This window comes from Acinetobacter sp. MF4642 (genome assembly GCF_002018925.1).
Lineage (GTDB): Bacteria > Pseudomonadota > Gammaproteobacteria > Pseudomonadales > Moraxellaceae > Acinetobacter > Acinetobacter johnsonii.
The window spans coordinates 1-18,888 of sequence record NZ_MVON01000002.1 but is presented as its reverse complement, the minus strand read 5'-3'; the positions used below and the strand labels follow the sequence as shown (position 1 = coordinate 18,888).

The 18,888-nt window shown below is 39.8% G+C and carries 14 protein-coding genes; 8 read left to right on the top strand and 6 right to left on the bottom strand.

The window, feature by feature from the left end:
- The first annotated feature begins 107 nt into the window (after positions 1-107).
- Positions 108-797 carry an ion channel gene (locus tag MF4642_RS01525; RefSeq protein ID WP_004978220.1) on the top strand — a complete coding sequence of 230 codons (690 nt, stop codon included), beginning with the start codon at positions 108-110 and terminating at the stop codon, positions 795-797.
- 157 nt (positions 798-954) lie between these two features.
- Positions 955-2,922, top strand: coding sequence for a BCCT family transporter (locus MF4642_RS01520; RefSeq protein ID WP_078425073.1), 1,968 nt, complete (start codon positions 955-957; stop codon positions 2,920-2,922).
- Between the two features lie 51 nt (positions 2,923-2,973).
- On the opposite strand, the gene omp33-36 is transcribed toward MF4642_RS01520, so the two are convergent.
- Entirely contained in the window at positions 2,974-3,858 is an 885-nt protein-coding gene (gene omp33-36 / locus MF4642_RS01515) for a porin Omp33-36 (protein WP_058870480.1), read from the bottom strand.
- A gap of 1,087 nt (positions 3,859-4,945) precedes the next feature.
- On the opposite strand from omp33-36, the gene MF4642_RS01510 reads away from it, so the two are divergent.
- Both MF4642_RS01510 and MF4642_RS01505 read left to right on the top strand, forming a co-directional pair.
- Complete coding sequence (locus tag MF4642_RS01510) at positions 4,946-6,691, top strand: GGDEF domain-containing protein (protein ID WP_078425072.1); 1,746 nt, start codon at positions 4,946-4,948, stop codon at positions 6,689-6,691.
- Positions 6,692-6,754: 63 nt separating this feature from the next.
- Positions 6,755-7,228 (top strand): HIT family protein, encoded by a 474-nt coding sequence (locus MF4642_RS01505; RefSeq protein ID WP_078425071.1) that lies wholly within the window; start codon positions 6,755-6,757, stop codon positions 7,226-7,228.
- A 35-nt stretch (positions 7,229-7,263) separates the two neighbouring features.
- On the opposite strand, the gene MF4642_RS01500 is transcribed toward MF4642_RS01505, so the two are convergent.
- The 4 genes from MF4642_RS01500 to tenA all read right to left on the bottom strand — a co-directional run bounded on the left by MF4642_RS01500 (position 7,264) and on the right by tenA (position 12,616).
- A complete protein-coding gene (locus MF4642_RS01500) occupies positions 7,264-8,130 on the bottom strand; it encodes an AbiJ-NTD4 domain-containing protein (protein ID WP_227518497.1) in 867 nt (288 codons plus the stop codon).
- 121 nt (positions 8,131-8,251) lie between these two features.
- Positions 8,252-11,083, bottom strand: a complete 2,832-nt coding sequence (gene uvrA, locus MF4642_RS01495; protein ID WP_078425070.1) for an excinuclease ABC subunit UvrA — start codon at positions 11,081-11,083, stop codon at positions 8,252-8,254.
- Positions 11,084-11,404: 321 nt separating this feature from the next.
- Positions 11,405-11,779: a hypothetical protein gene (locus MF4642_RS01485; RefSeq protein ID WP_058870673.1), complete on the bottom strand. Its 375-nt coding sequence runs from the start codon at positions 11,777-11,779 to the stop codon at positions 11,405-11,407.
- 162 nt (positions 11,780-11,941) lie between these two features.
- The gene (gene tenA / locus MF4642_RS01480; protein ID WP_004691671.1) at positions 11,942-12,616 is read right to left on the bottom strand and encodes a thiaminase II; all 675 of its coding nucleotides are present in this window, start codon (positions 12,614-12,616) and stop codon (positions 11,942-11,944) included.
- Between the two features lie 212 nt (positions 12,617-12,828).
- On the opposite strand from tenA, the gene MF4642_RS01475 reads away from it, so the two are divergent.
- From MF4642_RS01475 to ssb, 3 genes are all read left to right on the top strand, one after another.
- Positions 12,829-13,908, top strand: a complete 1,080-nt coding sequence (locus tag MF4642_RS01475; protein WP_058952492.1) for a DUF475 domain-containing protein — start codon at positions 12,829-12,831, stop codon at positions 13,906-13,908.
- A gap of 159 nt (positions 13,909-14,067) precedes the next feature.
- On the top strand, positions 14,068-15,432 hold the full coding sequence (locus MF4642_RS01470; RefSeq protein ID WP_005401546.1) for an MFS transporter: 1,365 nt from the start codon (positions 14,068-14,070) through the stop codon (positions 15,430-15,432).
- Between the two features lie 51 nt (positions 15,433-15,483).
- Complete coding sequence (ssb, locus tag MF4642_RS01465) at positions 15,484-16,068, top strand: single-stranded DNA-binding protein (protein WP_004691666.1); 585 nt, start codon at positions 15,484-15,486, stop codon at positions 16,066-16,068.
- 205 nt (positions 16,069-16,273) lie between these two features.
- Here the strand turns inward: ssb and MF4642_RS01460 are convergent, their stop codons facing one another.
- Complete coding sequence (locus tag MF4642_RS01460) at positions 16,274-17,692, bottom strand: aspartate ammonia-lyase (protein WP_078425069.1); 1,419 nt, start codon at positions 17,690-17,692, stop codon at positions 16,274-16,276.
- A gap of 134 nt (positions 17,693-17,826) precedes the next feature.
- On the opposite strand from MF4642_RS01460, the gene MF4642_RS01455 reads away from it, so the two are divergent.
- Positions 17,827-18,717, top strand: a complete 891-nt coding sequence (locus MF4642_RS01455; RefSeq protein WP_078425068.1) for a LysR substrate-binding domain-containing protein — start codon at positions 17,827-17,829, stop codon at positions 18,715-18,717.
- Positions 18,718-18,888 lie beyond the last annotated feature (171 nt).

Below are 18,888 nucleotides of genomic sequence, written 5' to 3'. Positions count from 1 at the left end.
TCGACTGACACGAATAAAAAGCATCGGTTTCAGTGGCTATTCATGCTAAGTTTAAAAAGCGAGAACAAGAACCAATCAAACTTGGCTTTAAAAATAACAGGCTGCATATGCAAGTATTTGTCGAATTTTGGAAAGGCTTCCGTCTACTGCCTTCAGCATGGTTACTGCTGTTGCAATTTATTATGCTGATTTTGGCGCTGTTGAGCGGCCATAGCTTGTCCTTACGTGTATTGGTTTGGGGCTTAGGTGTTTTGGTCCTGTTACTCATTGCCAAGGTCATTCGTCAAACTCCCGTGTTTACCATCCTCGGCTTGAGTTTTGTTGGTGGGGCATTGTTCTTTTCCTTACTGATTTTGCTGGGTGCGCGAGATCCGATGCTGTTGGTGATTAGTCATGCCTTTGAGGCGATGGCCTATTTTATTGCGGCCTATGGCTTGCTGCGCTATATGTTTGCAGACCGTTATTTGACCAAAGATGAGCTATTTGCTGCAGGGGCAGTGTTTACCCTTATTGCATGGGGTTTTGCCTTTTTATATAGCATTTGCCAGATTTTAGAACCCAATAGCTTTTTAAATGCCAATGTGGCGGGTGCACAGTCATGGCTCGATTTATTATTTTTAAGCTTTAGTTTGCAGTCGGCGACAGGTTTGTCCGATTTAATGCCATTAACACCGCTGGCTCGTATGATTGCGATGTTACAGATGTTTTGTGGGGTGATGTATTTGGCTTTAGTCGTCTCACGCTTGATTGCCTTGCAGTATATTCAGCATCGACCCAATGATCATAAAGAGAATTAAACTGTTACAGGATTCGCACTGCCTTATTTTTAAACATAAATTATGATGGAACAGAATCGTTAAATTTTAAGCTATTCATTCTTCACTCTTTATTAGACTCGTCTAATTAACCATTTTGGTTATATCTTTGTACTAAAAATAATTTTCTGGGGGAATTATGCCTTCCATAAAGCCATCGCTGTTTGCAAACATCAAACGGAATGTATTTCTCAGCACTGTCGTGATTCTGGTGCTTTTTCTGGCCTTGATTCTTTTTGACCCAAGTGGTTTTGAGGCTTTAACCAAACATTTAAATCAATGGATTATTGACTCATTTAGCTGGTTTTACGTTTTATCTGTCGCGTTATTTCTGATCTTACTGATCTTTATTGCACTCTCCGATATGGGGAAAATCAAACTCGGCCCTGATCATAGTCTGCCTGAATATAGCAGTGGTTCTTGGTTCGCCATGCTGTTTACCGCAGGGATGGGGATTGGTTTGATGTTCTTCGGTGTCGCTGAACCCGTGATGCACTATGTCAACCCGCCCACGGGAGACGGGCAAACCGTAGATGCCGCACAACAAGCGATGCGGATCACCTTTTTCCACTGGGGATTACATGCATGGGCCATTTATGCGCTTGTGGGGTTGTCGCTCGCCTATTTCTCTTTCCGACATAATTTGCCTTTAAAGGTTCGCTCTGCTTTATATCCTTTGGTGGGCAAAAAAATCTATGGTGCAACGGGAGATGCGGTTGATACCTTTGCAACCTTAGGCACTATTTTCGGGGTTGCTACCACACTTGGTTTTGGGGTGACCCAAATTAATTCGGGACTGAATTATCTTTTTGGTATCCAGCAAAGTATTGGTATTCAGGTCGGGCTAATCATTTTTGTCACTTTTTTAGCTTCGCTCTCAGTCGGGTTTGGTTTGGACAAAGGCATTAAACGGCTGTCTGAATTGAACTTGGTGCTGGCAGTGGTTTTACTGTTATTTGTGTTTTTTGCCAGTTCTTCCATTTATATCTTACAAACCAGTATTCAAAATGCAGGGCAATATGTATCTAATCTGTTCACGATGACCTTCAACCTGTATGCCTACCAACCCAATGGTTGGATTGGTGGTTGGACTATCATGTATTGGGCGTGGTGGATTTCTTGGTCGCCTTTTGTTGGAATGTTTATTGCCCGAGTGTCTAAAGGTCGAACCATTCGTGAGTTTATTGTCGGGGTGTTGTTCATTCCAACAGGTTTTACCCTAATTTGGATGGGCTTCATGGGGAATGCAGCGCTGTTCAGTATTATTCAAGATGGGCACACTTCGTTAATCTCAGCGGTACAACAAGATTCATCCGTCGCACTGTTTGAATTTTTGACCCATTTACCTTTCTCTGAAATATCGAGCCTGATTGCGACTGTTCTGGTGGTGCTATTCTTTGTGACTTCAGCCGACTCAGGCTCATTGGTGATTGATTACTTAACCGCAGAAACAGAAAATTCACCTTTATGGCAACGATTGTTTTGGACCATTTTGATTGCGTTACTGTCGATTATCTTACTGATGGCAGGCGGACTTTCGGCCTTACAATCGGCCACAATTATGAGTGCCTTACCATTTACTTTGATTATGTTACTGGTCTGTTGGGGTTTACTGAAAGCACTGCGTTTGGATGTCACCAAAATGCGTGCACTACAAGATGCGCGAATCACGCCACGTGCGATTCAAAATCCACGCAGTTGGCAACAACGTCTAGGTCTGATTATGCATTATCCGCATACTCAGTCTGAGGTTGAAGAATTCATTGGTCAGCAAGTACAACATGCATTTTCAGCGGTGCAAAAGGAATTTCAGCGCCGTCAGCTAGACGTGACCATCCAACCGATTGAGCATGGCTTGCAGTTACGCGTAGATCACCATAATGAAATTAACTTCATCTATCAGGTGGTTGCCCGTGAAACCCAGCCACCTAGTTTTATGGCAGATCGACTTGAAGAACAGCAGTTTTATCAAGCTGAAGTTTTCTTAAGAGAAGGTGGGCAGAATTATGATGTGATGGATTGGACTTTAGATGATCTATTACAAGATATTATTGACCAGTACGAACGTCATTTATATTTCTTAAACTTAGTGAGAACTCCCCAATAAAGAAAAGGACGCTTAAAAGCGTCCTTTTCTATATTCAGTTTCTAAATGAAATTAGAAGCGGAATTTAGCGTTTACGCCAACAGTTTGAGTATCAAGATTCTCAGTATTGTCTTTAGCGTTAGCATTTACATAGCTTGCGCCTACAGCAACTGCTGGAGTGATGAAGTAGTTAACGTTTGCACCCCAAGCTGAATCTGGAGTACCAGCAAAGCTTGATTCAACATAAGAAGCGCCAACACTTAACGCAGGAGTTAAGTAAAGGTCAGTTTTAAGTTGGTAAGCGGTGTCTTCACCGTAAACAAGACCAGCTTCTAAGCCGAGCGCCATGTTTGTACCGTCGATGTTACCTACGTATTTAGTACGTGCAGTAACCGCGTCTTGATCTTCACCGATCGTAGCAGCTTCACCAACAGCTTTAACAACACCATTGCCCATTACGTTGAACGCATCAAGAGCAAATTGGTCAGCAACGCTAGTATAACCTACAGCAACCAAGAAGTTCGGAGCAGCTAAAGCACCCACTTCAAGTGCATAACGGTCACCATTGTCATCAGGCGTTTCGCTGTTTTTACCATCCAAATGTGTGTGGCTATAAGACGCACTTGCATATGCTGGAACGAATTTAGTAGGAATATACGCTTCTGCTTTAGCGCCGTAGTTGTGTGCGATGAAATCAGTACCGTCAGTGCCTAATTCAGCATAGTTATATGCCAAAGAAACATTTGAAGCTTGGTTTAAAAAAGCAGCTTCAGCTAAAGGACCTTTAGATGAATCAACATCTTTAAAGTAGAAAGTACCTTGTAAACCGCCAGTAAAATCTTTGTCATTTGCATCAGATGCATCGATGTATTCAGATTGACCTTGTACTTCGAATTGGTATGCTTGAGCACCGGTCATGGCTAATAATAAAGCAGTGGCTAAACCGAGTTTTTTCATGATATTTACCAGATTGTTAACATTGGATTAAACTAATGCTATTCTATTGTAACAATTTATTAAGTCAATGAGCTCTAATGGTATTATATTATTGAGTAATTACTCTAGCTATGTTAGAGGTTAAAAATTGCTCAATTGAGTGTATCCATGTCAACCAAAAAAAACTTACAGCAGAACAATAGGGTATACCTATTTAGAAAACAGAGAATGCAGGAAAATGAATTGTACTGAACTTGGTTTTTAATTGGTAAATTAGATTGAATATATGGATATAAACGGTAAAAAAGTTAAATAAGGCACCTCAAATATAGGCGTTTTTGTGTCCTAAATCTAAAAAACGCCTAAAATTAGCGCAAAAAGCTCGTTTTTTGCTTGCATAATGTACATATCCTCTGAGTATTTGTGATAATTTTCACGCTAATTATAGCGTTGTGTTAATCCATAGTGCTTTAGTTGGCTTTACAAGTGAACGGATTTATTTCATAATGATTTTAGCGAATCATTTAACAATATTGTTGTTTTCTGAGAAGCTAATTCTCCTCAAACAGTTTTTGTTTATCTGCCCAACTTTCCCCAAGGTTGGGCTTTTTTTTTATTTAAATTTTCGAGATCTTATTTTTTTCTGAATAAAAATATATTGCAATTTAATGCACAATAATGGTGCGAATTTGAGGCTATATTTTTCATTAAAAACTTTTATTTGAGCAAAAAAAAACCAACCTCTAAAAGAGGTTGGTTTTTTCAGCCAAAACTTGTGGGAAAATTAGAATATCTGCTGAGGATATACTCTAATTCGCCCCAATACTGTGCATTATGCACTTAAATGTTGCATGTGTAAATATAGGCACTTTAAAAAATGGGAATTAAAAATATTGAATGAAATTCACACTAAACATGAATATTATTAAGGATGGATTGACTCAGCTTTCATAGGTGCGTGAAAGTTTAGCCATGATTATTTGGGGATGATGAAATCTTAAAACGATGCAAAACAAAGAATTAATCACTTAAATACACGATATACTGTTCGTATAATAAACAGTTAATTTAGTTTTCTTTTATTTAGGAATGGGGGCGTGGTTGAAGTATGCGAGAAATACGCTCTGAGTATTTGAGTCAAAAGCTGTATATTGCAATGAGCATTATTATTTTGTCATTGTGCAGCTTATCCATTCCGTTGATGGTCAAAAGTTATCGCGATTACATCAAAACCAACCAAGCTTTAACTGAAATACAAGCCCTACAAGCTGTTGCAGACTTGGCCAATAAGATTTCACGAGAGCGTGCGCCAGCCAACAAACTCATGTCGAGTAATCAACAAGATTTTGCCCAGCATGTGCTTGAGTTAAAACTGTATCGGCTCACGGTAGATGAGCAGATGCAAAAGACTTTAGAGGTTTTAAAGCATTCGAACCTCCCAAATTTAGATTTAAGTTTATTTGACCGTTTAGATGAAGCTTTAATGCAAGGCAGACAGCAGGTGGATGCTTATGCAGCTCTGCCACGTGAGCAGTGCAATGCAGAAAAAATGGATCAGGCCATTTTAGAAATGTTTAATGCTTGGGAGCATAGTCACGATGTCCTAAAAGATGTGATTGCAGTTTCGGGAGGCAAAGACACCGCGATTTCAAACTTTTATACCCAAATTTTATTATTGGCTGACTTACGCGATCAGGCTGGTCGTGCTGCATCCAATGTGATGGCGCATGTAGCTTTTAAACAACCGATTCCTGAAACCAATTTAGCACGTTCTTTACAGACTCGGAAGCAAGTGATGTATTTGTGGGAACTCATTGATACCTTACAGCCTGAGCGTGATAAAACCGAAGAATTTAAGGTGCTGCATCAAGCGGTTTATAATGAGTTTTTAGCCAAAGGGCTATTGATTGTTGAGCGCTTGATGAATGAAAGTATTTACCATCGACCGTACTATTTAACGGGGACACAGTTAACTGAAGCAATCGTTGATAAATTTTCGACCGTGGTGGAGTTGCAAAATTATTTACTCAAATATAGCGTTGAAAAAGCCATCATTGAAAAGCATAAAGCACAAAATATTTTGCTCACAACGGTGGGTATTTCACTCATTTCAATTTTTGCGGCACTGTTTACCATGATTTATGCGCGTAAGAGAGTGTTTAGTCCACTCATTCAAGCGCGTGAAATTTTGGTTGATTTATCCCATTCCAGTATTCGCCCCAACCCGATGGATACCAAAGATCAACCAGCCAATATGTATTCTTTATTTACAGCAATTCAGCAGTTAAAACAGACGCTTCAGCAGCGAGATGCGTTGGAGTTTCGACTCAAGAATATTGCGCATTTGGATTCATTAACCGGGGTTGCAAACCGTTATGCGTTGAATGAATACATTAAACTTTTGGAAAATCAGCCGACTCAGTTTTCGGAGACTTGTTTAATGGTGATCGACATTGATCATTTTAAACAGGTAAACGATGTGTATGGGCACCTGATGGGGGATCAGGTGATTCAGTTTGTGGCTGAAAAATTAAAAGAAAATATTCGGACATCTGACTTGTTGGTACGTTACGGTGGCGATGAATTTATAGTACTGATTGAAAATGTTGGAATGGAGCGCGCTTTAAAAATTGCGGAAAAGATTCGTTCTGAGATTTATGAAGCGAAGTCAGTTGATAATGTACGCTGCCCTGATTTGAAAGTTAGTATTAGTATTGGGGTGGCAATTGGTGCGACCAGTTGGATGGCACTGTTAGAAAAGGCCGATCGTGCTTTGTTTCAAGCCAAAGAGCAGGGTAAAAATAAGGTTGTGGCTTATTCAGTCGATGAAGTGAATGAGTCATATTATATTTAAAAGAACTAGATCAAAATAAATAAGTAAATTAAATAACAGTACAAAAGAATAAATGAGGGGAAAATGGGAACAGACTGTATTTTTTGTCAGATGACACGAAATGAAATACCTTGCCATATTATTGATAGCAATAATGAATACATGGCATTTTTAACAATTTTTCCGAATACGTTAGGTGCAGCTGTTGTAATCCCCAAAAAACATTACACAAGTTATGCTTTTGATTTGGATGATGATGTCCTCACCGGATTGATACTTTACACCAAGAAAATTGCGAAAAAGTTAGATGGATTCTTTGATGATGTTGGTCGGACGGCAATGGTATTTGAGGGTTTTGGTGTGGATCATGTTCACGCTAAGTTATTTCCAATGCATGGTACTAAACAAGTGCATGAAAACTGGCAAGCTGTGAACTCGAATGTCGATAAATATTTTGACCAATATGAAGGTTATATTTCTTCACATGATTTTCAGCGAGCGGATGATGAGACGTTGGCGAAGTTGGCTGAAAAGATGAGGGGTTTTGGATTGTCTTAGATTAATAAGGAGTAAGTAGTTTTACTCCTTAAATGTTATTTTGTTTTCTCAATCAAATAATTGATGAAATTGGTACATGCTACTAACATGAATTTGGCATCGATATAACTTAAATTAGATTCTTCGAGCATAGCATGGCGGATGCCATCAGCATCAGAAGTATAACCATAGAGTTGGCTTAAACTTCCTTTTAGAGCAGAGTGTAAACCAAATTTATCCTCAACGATTTTTAAAGCTTTTCCTAGAGTTGCTTTTTCATCATTGGTCACGATTTTGCAAATAGATTCAACAGCACTAATCGATTCTTTGATTGAATTTCGATAATCAGGATTTTGGCGATCTGACATCAATTTTAATGATTGATTTAGATGTTGTTGTACACCTGAATATGGATTTGTATTTTGTAAAGCATCCTCGATGGATTGAATCTCTTGTTCGGATGTGATTTCAATTATCTGATTATTAATAATTTGATATGCAGAATTTTCCTCAACTAAAACTTTATTTATTTCGGAAATGAATTCTTCTTTAGAAGTTAAAAATGGATAATGTTGAATATTAAGTTCAATAAAATCATAAATTCTGAACCAAGATAGCTCTGTAAGAAAAATTCGTTTGAGTGCTTTGACTTTATGGTTATTTTCAGATGGAATTTCATCCGTTGCTTTTTTAAAAAATGAAAACCAATAATTTTGAATTAATTTATCTAAAACATTATGATCATTTTGGTTGAAGATAAATGGCTTTGTATATTTTGAGTATAAAGAGATGTCTAGCAATGACCATAGACGTGTTTTTAAATCATCATCTATACTTTCTTTTTGAATTATTTCGCGAACAGGTTTATATCCATTTCTTTCTGAAAAGTGCATTTTATCCCCGATAAATCCAATTTTACTCATGATTTTTAATCTCCCCTAACCCCTCTTTGATAAAGAGGGGAACATCACTTGATTGGTAATGGGAACTCCTTCCTTTTTTAAAGGTGAGGAGTATGCACCGCAAGGGGAGGATTAAATCGTATTACTTCAACAACGGTTTCAAAAACTTAGCTGTATGTGAAACTTTAGATTTCACCACATGCTCAGGTGTACCTTCCGCAATAATCTGACCACCACCTGCACCACCTTCAGGGCCTAAATCAATCACCCAGTCAGCAGTTTTAATCACATCCAAATTATGCTCAATCACCACAATGGTATTGCCCTTATTGCGTAGCTCATGAAGAATATCTAACAGTTTAGCAATGTCATGGAAATGTAGACCTGTAGTGGGTTCATCCAAGATATATAACGTTTTACCTGTATCACGTTTTGCCAATTCACGTGCTAATTTCACACGTTGCGCTTCACCACCTGATAGAGTCGTTGCTGACTGACCTAAACGAATATAGCCCAAGCCCACTTGATTCAGTGTTTCTAAACGACGATGAATCACAGGAATCGCATCAAAGAAATGCATTGCATCTTCAACTGTCATATTCAGTACATCGGAAATATTCTTACCTTTATAACCCACTTCTAACGTTTCACGGTTATAACGTTCACCATGACAATTATCACAAGGCACATACATATCGGGTAAAAAGTGCATTGCCACTTTGATCATGCCGTCACCTTCACAGGCTTCACAACGACCACCTTTCACGTTAAACGAGAAACGACCCGCTGCATAACCACGTGCTTTGGCTTCAGGTGTTTGCGCAAATAATTCACGAATCGGGGTAAACAAACCGGTATAGGTTGCAGGGTTAGAACGAGGTGTACGACCAATCGGGCTTTGGTCAATATCAACAACTTTATCAAGGAATTGCAGACCATCAATTGAATCAAATTTTTCAGCCGTTAAAGTGGTTGCACCATTAAGCTGTGTTGCTGCTAAAGGCAATAAAGTACGATTAATCAACGTTGATTTACCTGAACCAGATACACCAGTCACACAGGTCATCACACCCAAAGGAATGGTTAAATCCACATTCTGTAGGTTATGACCCGCAGCACCCATCAATTTAATTTGTTCTTCAGGCTTTGGTGGTTCAGTACGTTTTTTCGGTACTTCAATTTTCAGTTTGCCTGATAAATATTGACCCGTGAGAGATTCACTATTCGCAAGGATTTCATCATAAGTCCCTTCAGCAATCACATGACCACCATGAATACCAGCACCAGGGCCAATATCGATAATATGATCTGCTGCACGAATCGCATCTTCATCATGCTCAACGACTAAAACGGTATTCCCCAAATCACGTAAACGAACTAAGGTTTCTAATAGGCGATCATTATCACGTTGATGCAGACCAATCGACGGTTCATCGAGTACATACATCACACCCATCAAACCTGCGCCGATTTGAGAAGCTAAACGAATACGTTGCGCTTCACCACCAGACAATGTTTCTGCTGAACGAGAAAGACTTAAATAATTCAAACCTACTGATACTAAGAAATGTAAACGCTCACGGATTTCTTTAAAAATCTTATCGGCAATTTCGCCTTTTGCGCCATCAAGATTTAAATCTTGATAGTAACTTTCCGCATCACCAATCGACATTTTAGTAATTTGGGCAATGGTTTTATCTTTAACTCGAACATGGCGTGAGATTTCATTTAGACGTGATCCACCGCAGGCATCACATGCTGCATTAGACAGATACTGTGCCAAATCATCACGAACATAGTTACTCTCAGTTTCACGATAGCGACGTTCTAAATGTGGCAAAATTCCTTCAAAAGGTTGCACACGATTATGCTTACGACCACGCTCATCGATATAACTTAAATCAACTTTTTCTTTGCCTGTACCGTATAAAAATTTCTTTTTGGTGTCGGCATCCAGTTCATTCCAAGGTGTATCCAAAGAAAAACCAAAATGCGCTGCGACTTTTTCAATCATGCTGTAGTAGTACGGACGTTGACGATCCCAACCACGAATCGCGCCTTGGCTAATCGACACATCAGGACTTGGAATGAGTTTTTCGGCACTAAAATGGCTACGTGTACCTAAACCATCACAGGTTGGGCAGGCACCAAAGGGATTGTTAAATGAAAATAAACGCGGCTCAAGTTCCGCAACAGCACGGTCACATTCAGGACATGAATGTTTAGCCGAAAAAACCCGATCAGGATGTTCACCGTTCATCCAAGACAAAACAGCAATATCACCACCTAAGCGCAGTGCCGTTTCAAAAGATTCTGCAATGCGGTTGCCGAGGTCATCACGGACTTTAAAACGATCCACCACCACTTCAATGGTGTGTTTTTTCTTTTTATCGAGTTCTGGAATTGGGTCGAGATCAACAATCTCACCATCGACGCGCGCCCGTACAAAACCTTGACTTTGTAGCTGTTCAAACAGGTTGGAATATTCGCCTTTACGCTCACGCACCACAGGTGCAAGCAGCATCAGCGCTGTTCCTTCATCCAATCCTTTTACTGCATCGACCATTTCCGATACGGTCTGTGCCACCATCGGCAAATCATGCTCTGGGCAAAATGGTGTGCCGACACGTGCGTAGAGTAGACGTAAATAGTCATAAATTTCGGTAATGGTACCCACCGTAGAACGTGGGTTATGGCTGGTTGACTTCTGTTCAATCGCAATGGCAGGGCTTAAACCTTCAATTGAGTCAACTTCAGGTTTTTCCATTTGTGACAAGAACTGGCGCGCATAGGCCGAGAGCGATTCGACATAACGACGCTGGCCTTCGGCGTACAGCGTATCAAATGCAAGCGATGACTTACCTGAACCAGAAAGTCCCGTGATCACCACGAATTTATCGCGGGGAATATCAAGGTTCACATTTTTTAAGTTATGGGTACGTGCGCCTCGAATACGGATATGACTTTGGCTCATAAAACTATCTCGAAATTGTGCAGATGAAGGAGGTATATGATAACGACTTATGCTTTATTCAAGTGTTAAACATGATTTTATAGCGACAAATCATGTCGGCCAAAAGAAAAGTGATGCTGCTAGACTGTAGCTAGATTTCAGTGTTGAAACAAGTCTCAACGTATCGACATTGGCTGCGACTGAAAACTGGAAGGTATTTATAAGTTGCGTAAATAAAGAGATGATCACCCATTCGGCGTAGCGTAAAAGTTGAATCATGGCTGTGCTATTTTTGGTTTGCCGTACGCCTTCAGGGATAGAGTATTGTTATAGTTGCAGCATTTAGCATGCTAGCGCATAAGGACGTTCAAAGATTGAATCGACCGTCTCAAAAGCAAAGGGACGGATAATGTCATGATGGAGACGGGCATAGAAATTGACTTCATGCTCAAGAGTTTGTAAGAAGGCGTCGTAGTCATCTTCAAAGTCTGGCAGGTCGAGTAAGTCTTGTTCTCGACTTAAAACGCAATGATATTTTTTAATAAAAGCCAACATCAATTTTTGAATATGTGGATTGGTATAATAAATGAGATAGGTCGCGGCAGAACCGCAGTGTAAACAGCCTTTTTCAAGGTAAATTTCTTCGTTATTCAGCCAGCAACATTGTACGGTAAAAAATGCACGAATGGCTTCAGTACCTAGAGTATCAGGATGCATGAGAACGGCCCTCGAAAGTTAATTATGCAAATGATAATTATTATCATTATTGGAGTTTAGTTTTAAATGCTTAAAATAGCAATCGCGCCTTCTGAAAAAATACGATATTCGGTCAATAAAAAAGCCCTGAAGGGTTCAGGGCTTTTTGGATCATTTTCGCTTTTAAGCGTGGTCTAAACCGAGCCATTGCTGCTGTTTATAAGCGCTGTCCCAGAACAACCATTCCAGTTCAGCCCCTTTACGGTAGGCTTTATGCATTTTCTCAATGGTATCCGCATCGCAACGTGCAGCCACTTTATCGATGGTTGCAATTACATTACGTACCGCTTGGTTGAATTCTTCCCCCGCGTAAGTATCAATCCACGCTTGGTACGGGTTGTTGGCGATAGAGTTACCCACAATGTCTTTACCCACTTCAGCATAAATCCAAAAACAAGGTAAGAGTGCTGCTAACACTACAGGGTAGCTTTCAGACCATGCTGTTGCCGTTAGAAATGAAGTGTAATGGTGACATGCTAAAGTTAGCGGTGTTTCTTCAAACTGCTGCTTTGAAATATCAAAATTTTTCATAAAGCCATCATGTAAACTGCGTTCCACCACAATCGCTTCTTTAGCCCCTTGGCTAAACTGAATAATGTCGTCAGCCTCATACGCTTTGGCACCACACACCGCTAAAGCACGACCATAAGCCACCAAGTAGTGCGCATCTTGAATCACATAATGGCAAAACGCTTCTTTATTAAGTGTGCCTGAAGCCAATTCTTGGTTAAAAGGTAAAGCCAGTGTTTTTTGATATAAGTCGACATTACGTTGCCAAACGTCTTGGGAAAAGGCCATGATTAGATCCTGAGGGAAGCCAAAATATGGGCAAGACTATAACAACAGTTTACGCGGAACAACAATCCATCTCCGTACATCGGTGAGATAAGTAAAAATTAACGAAGATGTTTTGGTTTCAGGCGCAAAAAGCGTCATAATTGCGGCCATAAAACTCAACCTGTTTTTTAAGTTTTCGTTCATCTCCAAATTTTTTTATAGGTCGATCTGTCATGATGAAACATTTTGGTTTCTCTATCATTTTTACGATCGTGTGTCTTGCGTTGTCTGCGTACTGGGGTTTTACCCATGGACCAGAAGCGGGCTTAAAGACCATGTTTACTGCTTTGACCATCACTGCAATTTTAGCGGTGATGGAGGTCTCGTTATCTTTTGATAATGCCGTTGTCAATGCATCTGTGTTACGAGGTTGGGATCATTTTTGGAAAATGTTATTCCTTACCGTGGGTATTTTAGTCGCTGTATTTGGTATGCGTTTAATCTTCCCTGTCGCAATTGTGGCGGTAACTGCAGATATGGGCTTCGTTGAAGTTGTTCAATTGGCTTTAAATGATCCAAAAACCTACTCACAACGTCTGATGGATCACCACCCTGAAATAGCTGCATTTGGTGGCGCGTTCTTATTGTTAGTGTTTCTTAACTTCTTTTTGGATGAAGGTAAAGATACGCACTGGTTCCGTTGGTTGGAGCGCCGTTTGGCGAACTTGGCTAATGTTCCTGCAATGTCAGTCTTCCTTGCACTGATTGCACTTTTGGTGATGGCGGCCAATGTCGATGAAGCTAAACGTCTCGTGGTGACCATGGCGGGAATCTGGGGCATCGTGGTTTACATTGGCGTACAAGTCTTGAGTCATTTGTTGGGTGGTGAACCTGAAGTTGATGAAGACGGCAATGCAGTTACACATGATGCCAATGGCGCAACCACGGGTGTGGTCAAAGCAGGTATTGGTGGTTTCTTATACCTAGAAGTACTTGATGCATCGTTCAGTTTTGATGGCGTAATTGGCGCGTTTGCCATTACTTCCGATGTCGTGATTATTATGTTGGGTCTCGCGATTGGTGCGATTTTCGTGCGTTCGATGACGATTTACTTGGTAGAAAAAGGGACTTTGGATGCCTATGTCTTCCTTGAGCATGGTGCACACTACGCCATTGGTGCTTTAGCATTCATTATGCTGGCAAGTGGTACAGGTCTACATGTACCAGAAGTTGTCACGGGTTTAATTGGTGTGGCCTTTATTGTTTGGGCAGTTATTGCTTCTATTCAATACAAAAAACATCAAGCCGCTTAAAGCAGATTGCTTTAAACCGCAGAAAAGCGCAGCTCAGGCTGCGCTTTTTGTTTTTCAGATCAGGAAGGCTTTTATTAAACATAAAATTCATGCCGCTAGTCGGATTGAATAGCCTATAATCTTGATCCAAGATTAATTCAATACAGTCTGTCCTCGTTTATGATGAATGCTTTAGAACGTCGTTCAACTTTTGCCTTAAGCAGTATTTTTGCCTTACGCATGTTGGGTTTGTTCATGATCATCCCTGTATTTTCTGTGGCAGGGCAGACCTATGAATATGCAACGCCTGCGCTGCTCGGTTTGGCTGTGGGGATTTATGGTTTAACACAGGCTATTTTACAGATTCCTTTCAGCTTGATTGCTGACCGTTATAGTCGTAAGCCCTTGGTGGTTTTCGGGCTACTTCTGTTTGCTTTGGGTGGTGCAATTGCCGCGATGTCAGACACCATTTATGGGGTGATTATTGGTCGTGCCATTGCGGGTGGTGGAGCAGTGTCTGCAGTGGTGATGGCACTACTGGCGGATGTGACCCGTGAAGAAAACCGCATGAAAGCCATGGCAACCATGGGCATGAGTATCGGGGTTTCTTTTGCTGTAGCTTTTAGTTTGGGGCCGTGGCTTACCGGTTTAGTAGGGATTTCAGGATTATTCTGGGTAACGACCATCATGGGTTTGGCGGCCATTTCGATGTTGTTTTTGGTGCCAAAAGTCACCCGCCATCATCGTAATTATCAGCAAGGCTATTTGGCTCAGCTCAAACAAGTCTTAAAAATGGGCGATCTGAACCGTCTGCATGTATCGGTGTTTAGCTTACATTTATTGCTGACGGCAATGTTTATTTATGTCCCATCGCAACTCATCGACTTTGCAAAAATTCCACTAAATTCGCATGGCTGGGTGTATTTACCGCTGTTGGTAGTTAGCCTATTTTTTGCCTTTCCAAGTATTGTGTTGGCTGAAAAATATCGCAAGATGCGAGGCATCTTTTTAACGGCTATTGGCGGCATTATTTTAGGCTTAGGCATCCTAATTTTTGGCTTTGAGTCGAAGTATATTTTGCTGACAGGTTTGGGTTTATTCTTTATTGCCTTTAATGTCATGGAAGCGTTGTTGCCGTCATGGTTATCGAAAGCTGCACCGATTCAGTCCAAAGCGACTGCGATGGGCGTCAATGCCAGCAGCCAGTTTTTAGGCGCATTCTTTGGTGGTGTCACAGGTGGTCAGTTGTTGTTGTTAAACAATACTGCCTTGGGTTGGAGCATCCTGACTGGACTTGCGATTGTTTGGTTATTGATTAGTTTTGGCTTGGCACAACCACGTTATTTGTCTTCGATGGTATTGCGTTTACCTGAGCATAAACAAACGGACGAATGGACTTCACAGCTTTTAGCGATTCGTGGTATTGAAGAGGTCGTGGTGATGTCTGATCAGCAAGTAGCGTATGTAAAAGTCGATAAGCAGCAAATAGATGATGCTACGCGACAAGATTTAACGCAGTTGTTGGGGAAAGAGGTAGCCATTTAAGCATAACTCTTATAAAGTAAATAATAGAAATAGATAGGAAGTAAACATCAGATGCGCGGTGTAAATAAAGTTATTTTAGTGGGCACATTAGGCCGAGATCCAGAGACGAAAACTTTCCCAAATGGTGGTTCGTTGACACAGTTTTCAATTGCCACGAGTGACTCTTGGACAGATAAAAGCACAGGTGAGCGTAAAGAGCAAACCGAATGGCACCGTATTGTGTTACACAACCGTCTAGGTGAAATTGCGCAACAATACCTACGTAAAGGTTCGAAAGTTTATATTGAAGGTTCACTGCGTACTCGTCAGTGGACAGATCAAAATGGTCAAGAACGCTACACCACAGAAATTCGTGGTGAGCAAATGCAGATGCTCGACAACAACCGTCAGCAAGGTGAGCAAATGCAAGGCGGAAATGATGGTTATGCACAACCACGTTTCAACAATAACCAAGGTGGTGGTTATAACAATAACAACAACCAAGGTGGTTATGGCGGCAATCCTGCAGCGGGTAATAGCAACAACCAACAAAGTGGTTATGCGAACAATAACCCAAGCGGTTTTGCACCAAAGGCGGCACCTCAGTCAGCGCCTGCGGCAGCACCAGCAGATATGGATGATGATCTTCCATTCTAGATCATATATCTAAATATTGCATGAAGTGAAAAAGAACTTGATTTATATCAAGTTCTTTTTTTATGGCTAGGCAAATTTGGTATTTAAAAAAGAGCTTTATAGAATAAAGATGTTCAGCTAATACGAGTGACATAGCATACTTTTCCTCTCTATAAAAAGGGACCTCTGATGAGATCCCTTTTTTAAAAGACTAAATGCTAATAAATCATGATAAAGATTGCTGAGGATGAACCATATTTTTGATCGATAGCACATCAGCCAAAATTTGATCAGACAATAGGTTTTCAGCTTTAATTAAAGCCAATACACTTTGACCAGTTTCATTTGCTTGTTTTGCAATACGAGTCGTTGTTTCATAGCCCAAATATGGGTTGAGTGCCGTAATAATGCCGATTGAATTATCTACATTTGCCTGACAGTGTTCAGCATTGGCACGGATGTTTTCAATACATTTATGTTGGAACATTTGCATCGCTTTACCCAACAAATCGATCGATTCGAACAGTTTAAAAGCAATTAATGGCTCCATCGCATTGAGCTGCAGTTGACCTGCTTCGGCCGCCATAGTAATGGCTAAATCATTTGCAATCACTTGAAAACACACTAAATTCATTGCTTCTGGAATAACTGGATTTACTTTACCTGGCATAATTGAGCTGCCTGGTTGACGCGGTTCTAAATGAATTTCATTCAGACCTGTACGAGGACCACTAGACAGCAAGCGCAGGTCATTGGCAATTTTTGAGAGCTTAGTCGCGGTACGTTTTAAGAAGCTCGATAATAAAACGAAATCGCCCATATCTGAGGTTGCTTCGATTAAATCAGGTGAACTACTGATCTGCTTTTGCGTAATTTCAGACAATGCTGCGATGGCATATTCACGATACTTAACTTCGGTATTGATGCCTGTTCCAATTGCTGTTCCGCCCAAATTTACAACACTTAAAGCAGACGGCATGATGTCATTGAGCTTGTTTAAATCATTTTGTAAGGTATTTGCAAATGCGCCAAATTCTTGACCCAAGGTCATTGGAACGGCATCTTGCAATTGGGTACGACCCATTTTTAAGATATGCGAAAACTCATCTGACTTGTTCTTAAAACTTTGAATTAAATTTTGAAACGGGCTATTCAATTGCTCTATTGCAAAAATTAAACCCACTTTAATTGCTGTTGGATAGACATCATTGGTTGATTGAGACATATTAATATCATTATTTGGATGTAAATATTGATATTCGCCTTTTAAATGCTCTAAATGTTCTAAGCCAATATTAGCCAGTACTTCATTGATATTCATATTGGTGGATGTTCCCGCACCACCTTGAATCATATCAATTGGAAATTGGTCATGATACTTATAATTAATAACTTGTTCACATGCATACTGAATAGCATTGTATTTATTTTCTTCAAGCTTATTGAGTTTAAAATTGGCTTCTGCGCATGCAGCTTTAACCATTGCAAGGGCATTAATAAAAACAGGGAATTGATTGAGTTTATTTGGGCTTAAATTAAAGTTCTCTAAAGCTCTTAAAGTTTGTACGCCATAATAGCAATGAACGGGAATCTCTTTATGCCCTAATAAATCCTTTTCAACGCGTGTGTTAATCTTAATGTTCATTTAAATAGACTCTAATCTCGAATAAATCGATATTAAAGTGCGCACGGTTTTTTTTCTAATGTAAAAATATATTACTACATGCATTTTTTGCATAATAGATTATAATTGATCAAAGGATGAGTGAAGAATGAGTTATGACTTTAGAAATTCGATGGATTGAAGATTTACTTGCATTAGAGCAAGAAAAATCGATATCTCAAGCAGCAGCTCTACGACATGTCACGCAGTCTGCCTTTACGCGCAGAATTCAGAATATTGAAAACTCATTGGGTTTCCAAATTTTGAAAAGATACAGTAAAAATATTGATTTCACAGAAGCAGGCCAGGTTTTACTGGCTTCGGCAAAAAATATACAAAATCAACTCACTACAACAATAAAATATTTAGAAAAGAATGTGAAACATGATGAGTTAACCGTCAAGTTTGCAGTGTCACACTCGCTCATTACCCAGTTTTTCCCCCGCTTTATTCATGAGTTATCGATGGATATGACGGACTTAAAATTGGAAATTATTGCCTCAAATTTCAAACAGGGCATGCGCTTATTAAAAGATGGTTCGTGTGATTTTTTAATCAGCTATTGCGATCAAAAAACATTAGAACAATTCGATCGTTCTTTGTTCGAATTTCATAAAATTGTTGAAATGGAAATACTCCCGGTGACGGCCTTAGATCATGATGGGACGGCCAAATATTCACTCGATCAGTCTTTTCCTTTGTTGTCTTATAGTAAACAAGCATATTTAAGAAACTGTGTGGATGAAGCGATTGAAAATAAGTTGGATTATAGAACTTTATATGAGACGGATAATGCAGGTGATTTAAAAGAGTTGGTATTACAAGGTTTAGGTGTGGCATGGTTGCCTAAATTATTGGTTGAAAGAGAGATGCAAGAAAATAAATTAAAAGTACTGGATGGTAATCAGTACTATTTATTTCAAGATGTCTATCTGGTTAAACGAGAAATGTCATTTTCAAATCGAATTAATTATATTTGGAATATTTTAATTCAGAAAAATAAATAATTGGACTTTATGGATTATTTTTGTTAATCGTTTTGAGGTATATTAGGGCAGAGTAAAACTTGAAGTGCGACATAAACCACCTAATTAATTTAAAAGGTTTATGGAGTATATAAAATTGTCATACCATCATCTTAACTTTGAAGATCGTACTGCATTAATGCTTGAGTCAAG

Coding starts and splice junctions, on each gene's coding strand:
- MF4642_RS01525 (WP_004978220.1), top strand. CDS start 108: ATGCAAGTATTTGTCGAATTTTGGAAAGGCTTCCGTCTACTGCCTTCA.
- MF4642_RS01520 (WP_078425073.1), top strand. CDS start 955: ATGCCTTCCATAAAGCCATCGCTGTTTGCAAACATCAAACGGAATGTA.
- omp33-36 (WP_058870480.1), bottom strand. CDS start 3,858: ATGAAAAAACTCGGTTTAGCCACTGCTTTATTATTAGCCATGACCGGT.
- MF4642_RS01510 (WP_078425072.1), top strand. CDS start 4,946: ATGCGAGAAATACGCTCTGAGTATTTGAGTCAAAAGCTGTATATTGCA.
- MF4642_RS01505 (WP_078425071.1), top strand. CDS start 6,755: ATGGGAACAGACTGTATTTTTTGTCAGATGACACGAAATGAAATACCT.
- MF4642_RS01500 (WP_227518497.1), bottom strand. CDS start 8,130: ATGAGTAAAATTGGATTTATCGGGGATAAAATGCACTTTTCAGAAAGA.
- uvrA (WP_078425070.1), bottom strand. CDS start 11,083: ATGAGCCAAAGTCATATCCGTATTCGAGGCGCACGTACCCATAACTTA.
- MF4642_RS01485 (WP_058870673.1), bottom strand. CDS start 11,779: ATGCATCCTGATACTCTAGGTACTGAAGCCATTCGTGCATTTTTTACC.
- tenA (WP_004691671.1), bottom strand. CDS start 12,616: ATGGCCTTTTCCCAAGACGTTTGGCAACGTAATGTCGACTTATATCAA.
- MF4642_RS01475 (WP_058952492.1), top strand. CDS start 12,829: ATGATGAAACATTTTGGTTTCTCTATCATTTTTACGATCGTGTGTCTT.
- MF4642_RS01470 (WP_005401546.1), top strand. CDS start 14,068: ATGATGAATGCTTTAGAACGTCGTTCAACTTTTGCCTTAAGCAGTATT.
- ssb (WP_004691666.1), top strand. CDS start 15,484: ATGCGCGGTGTAAATAAAGTTATTTTAGTGGGCACATTAGGCCGAGAT.
- MF4642_RS01460 (WP_078425069.1), bottom strand. CDS start 17,692: ATGAACATTAAGATTAACACACGCGTTGAAAAGGATTTATTAGGGCAT.
- MF4642_RS01455 (WP_078425068.1), top strand. CDS start 17,827: ATGACTTTAGAAATTCGATGGATTGAAGATTTACTTGCATTAGAGCAA.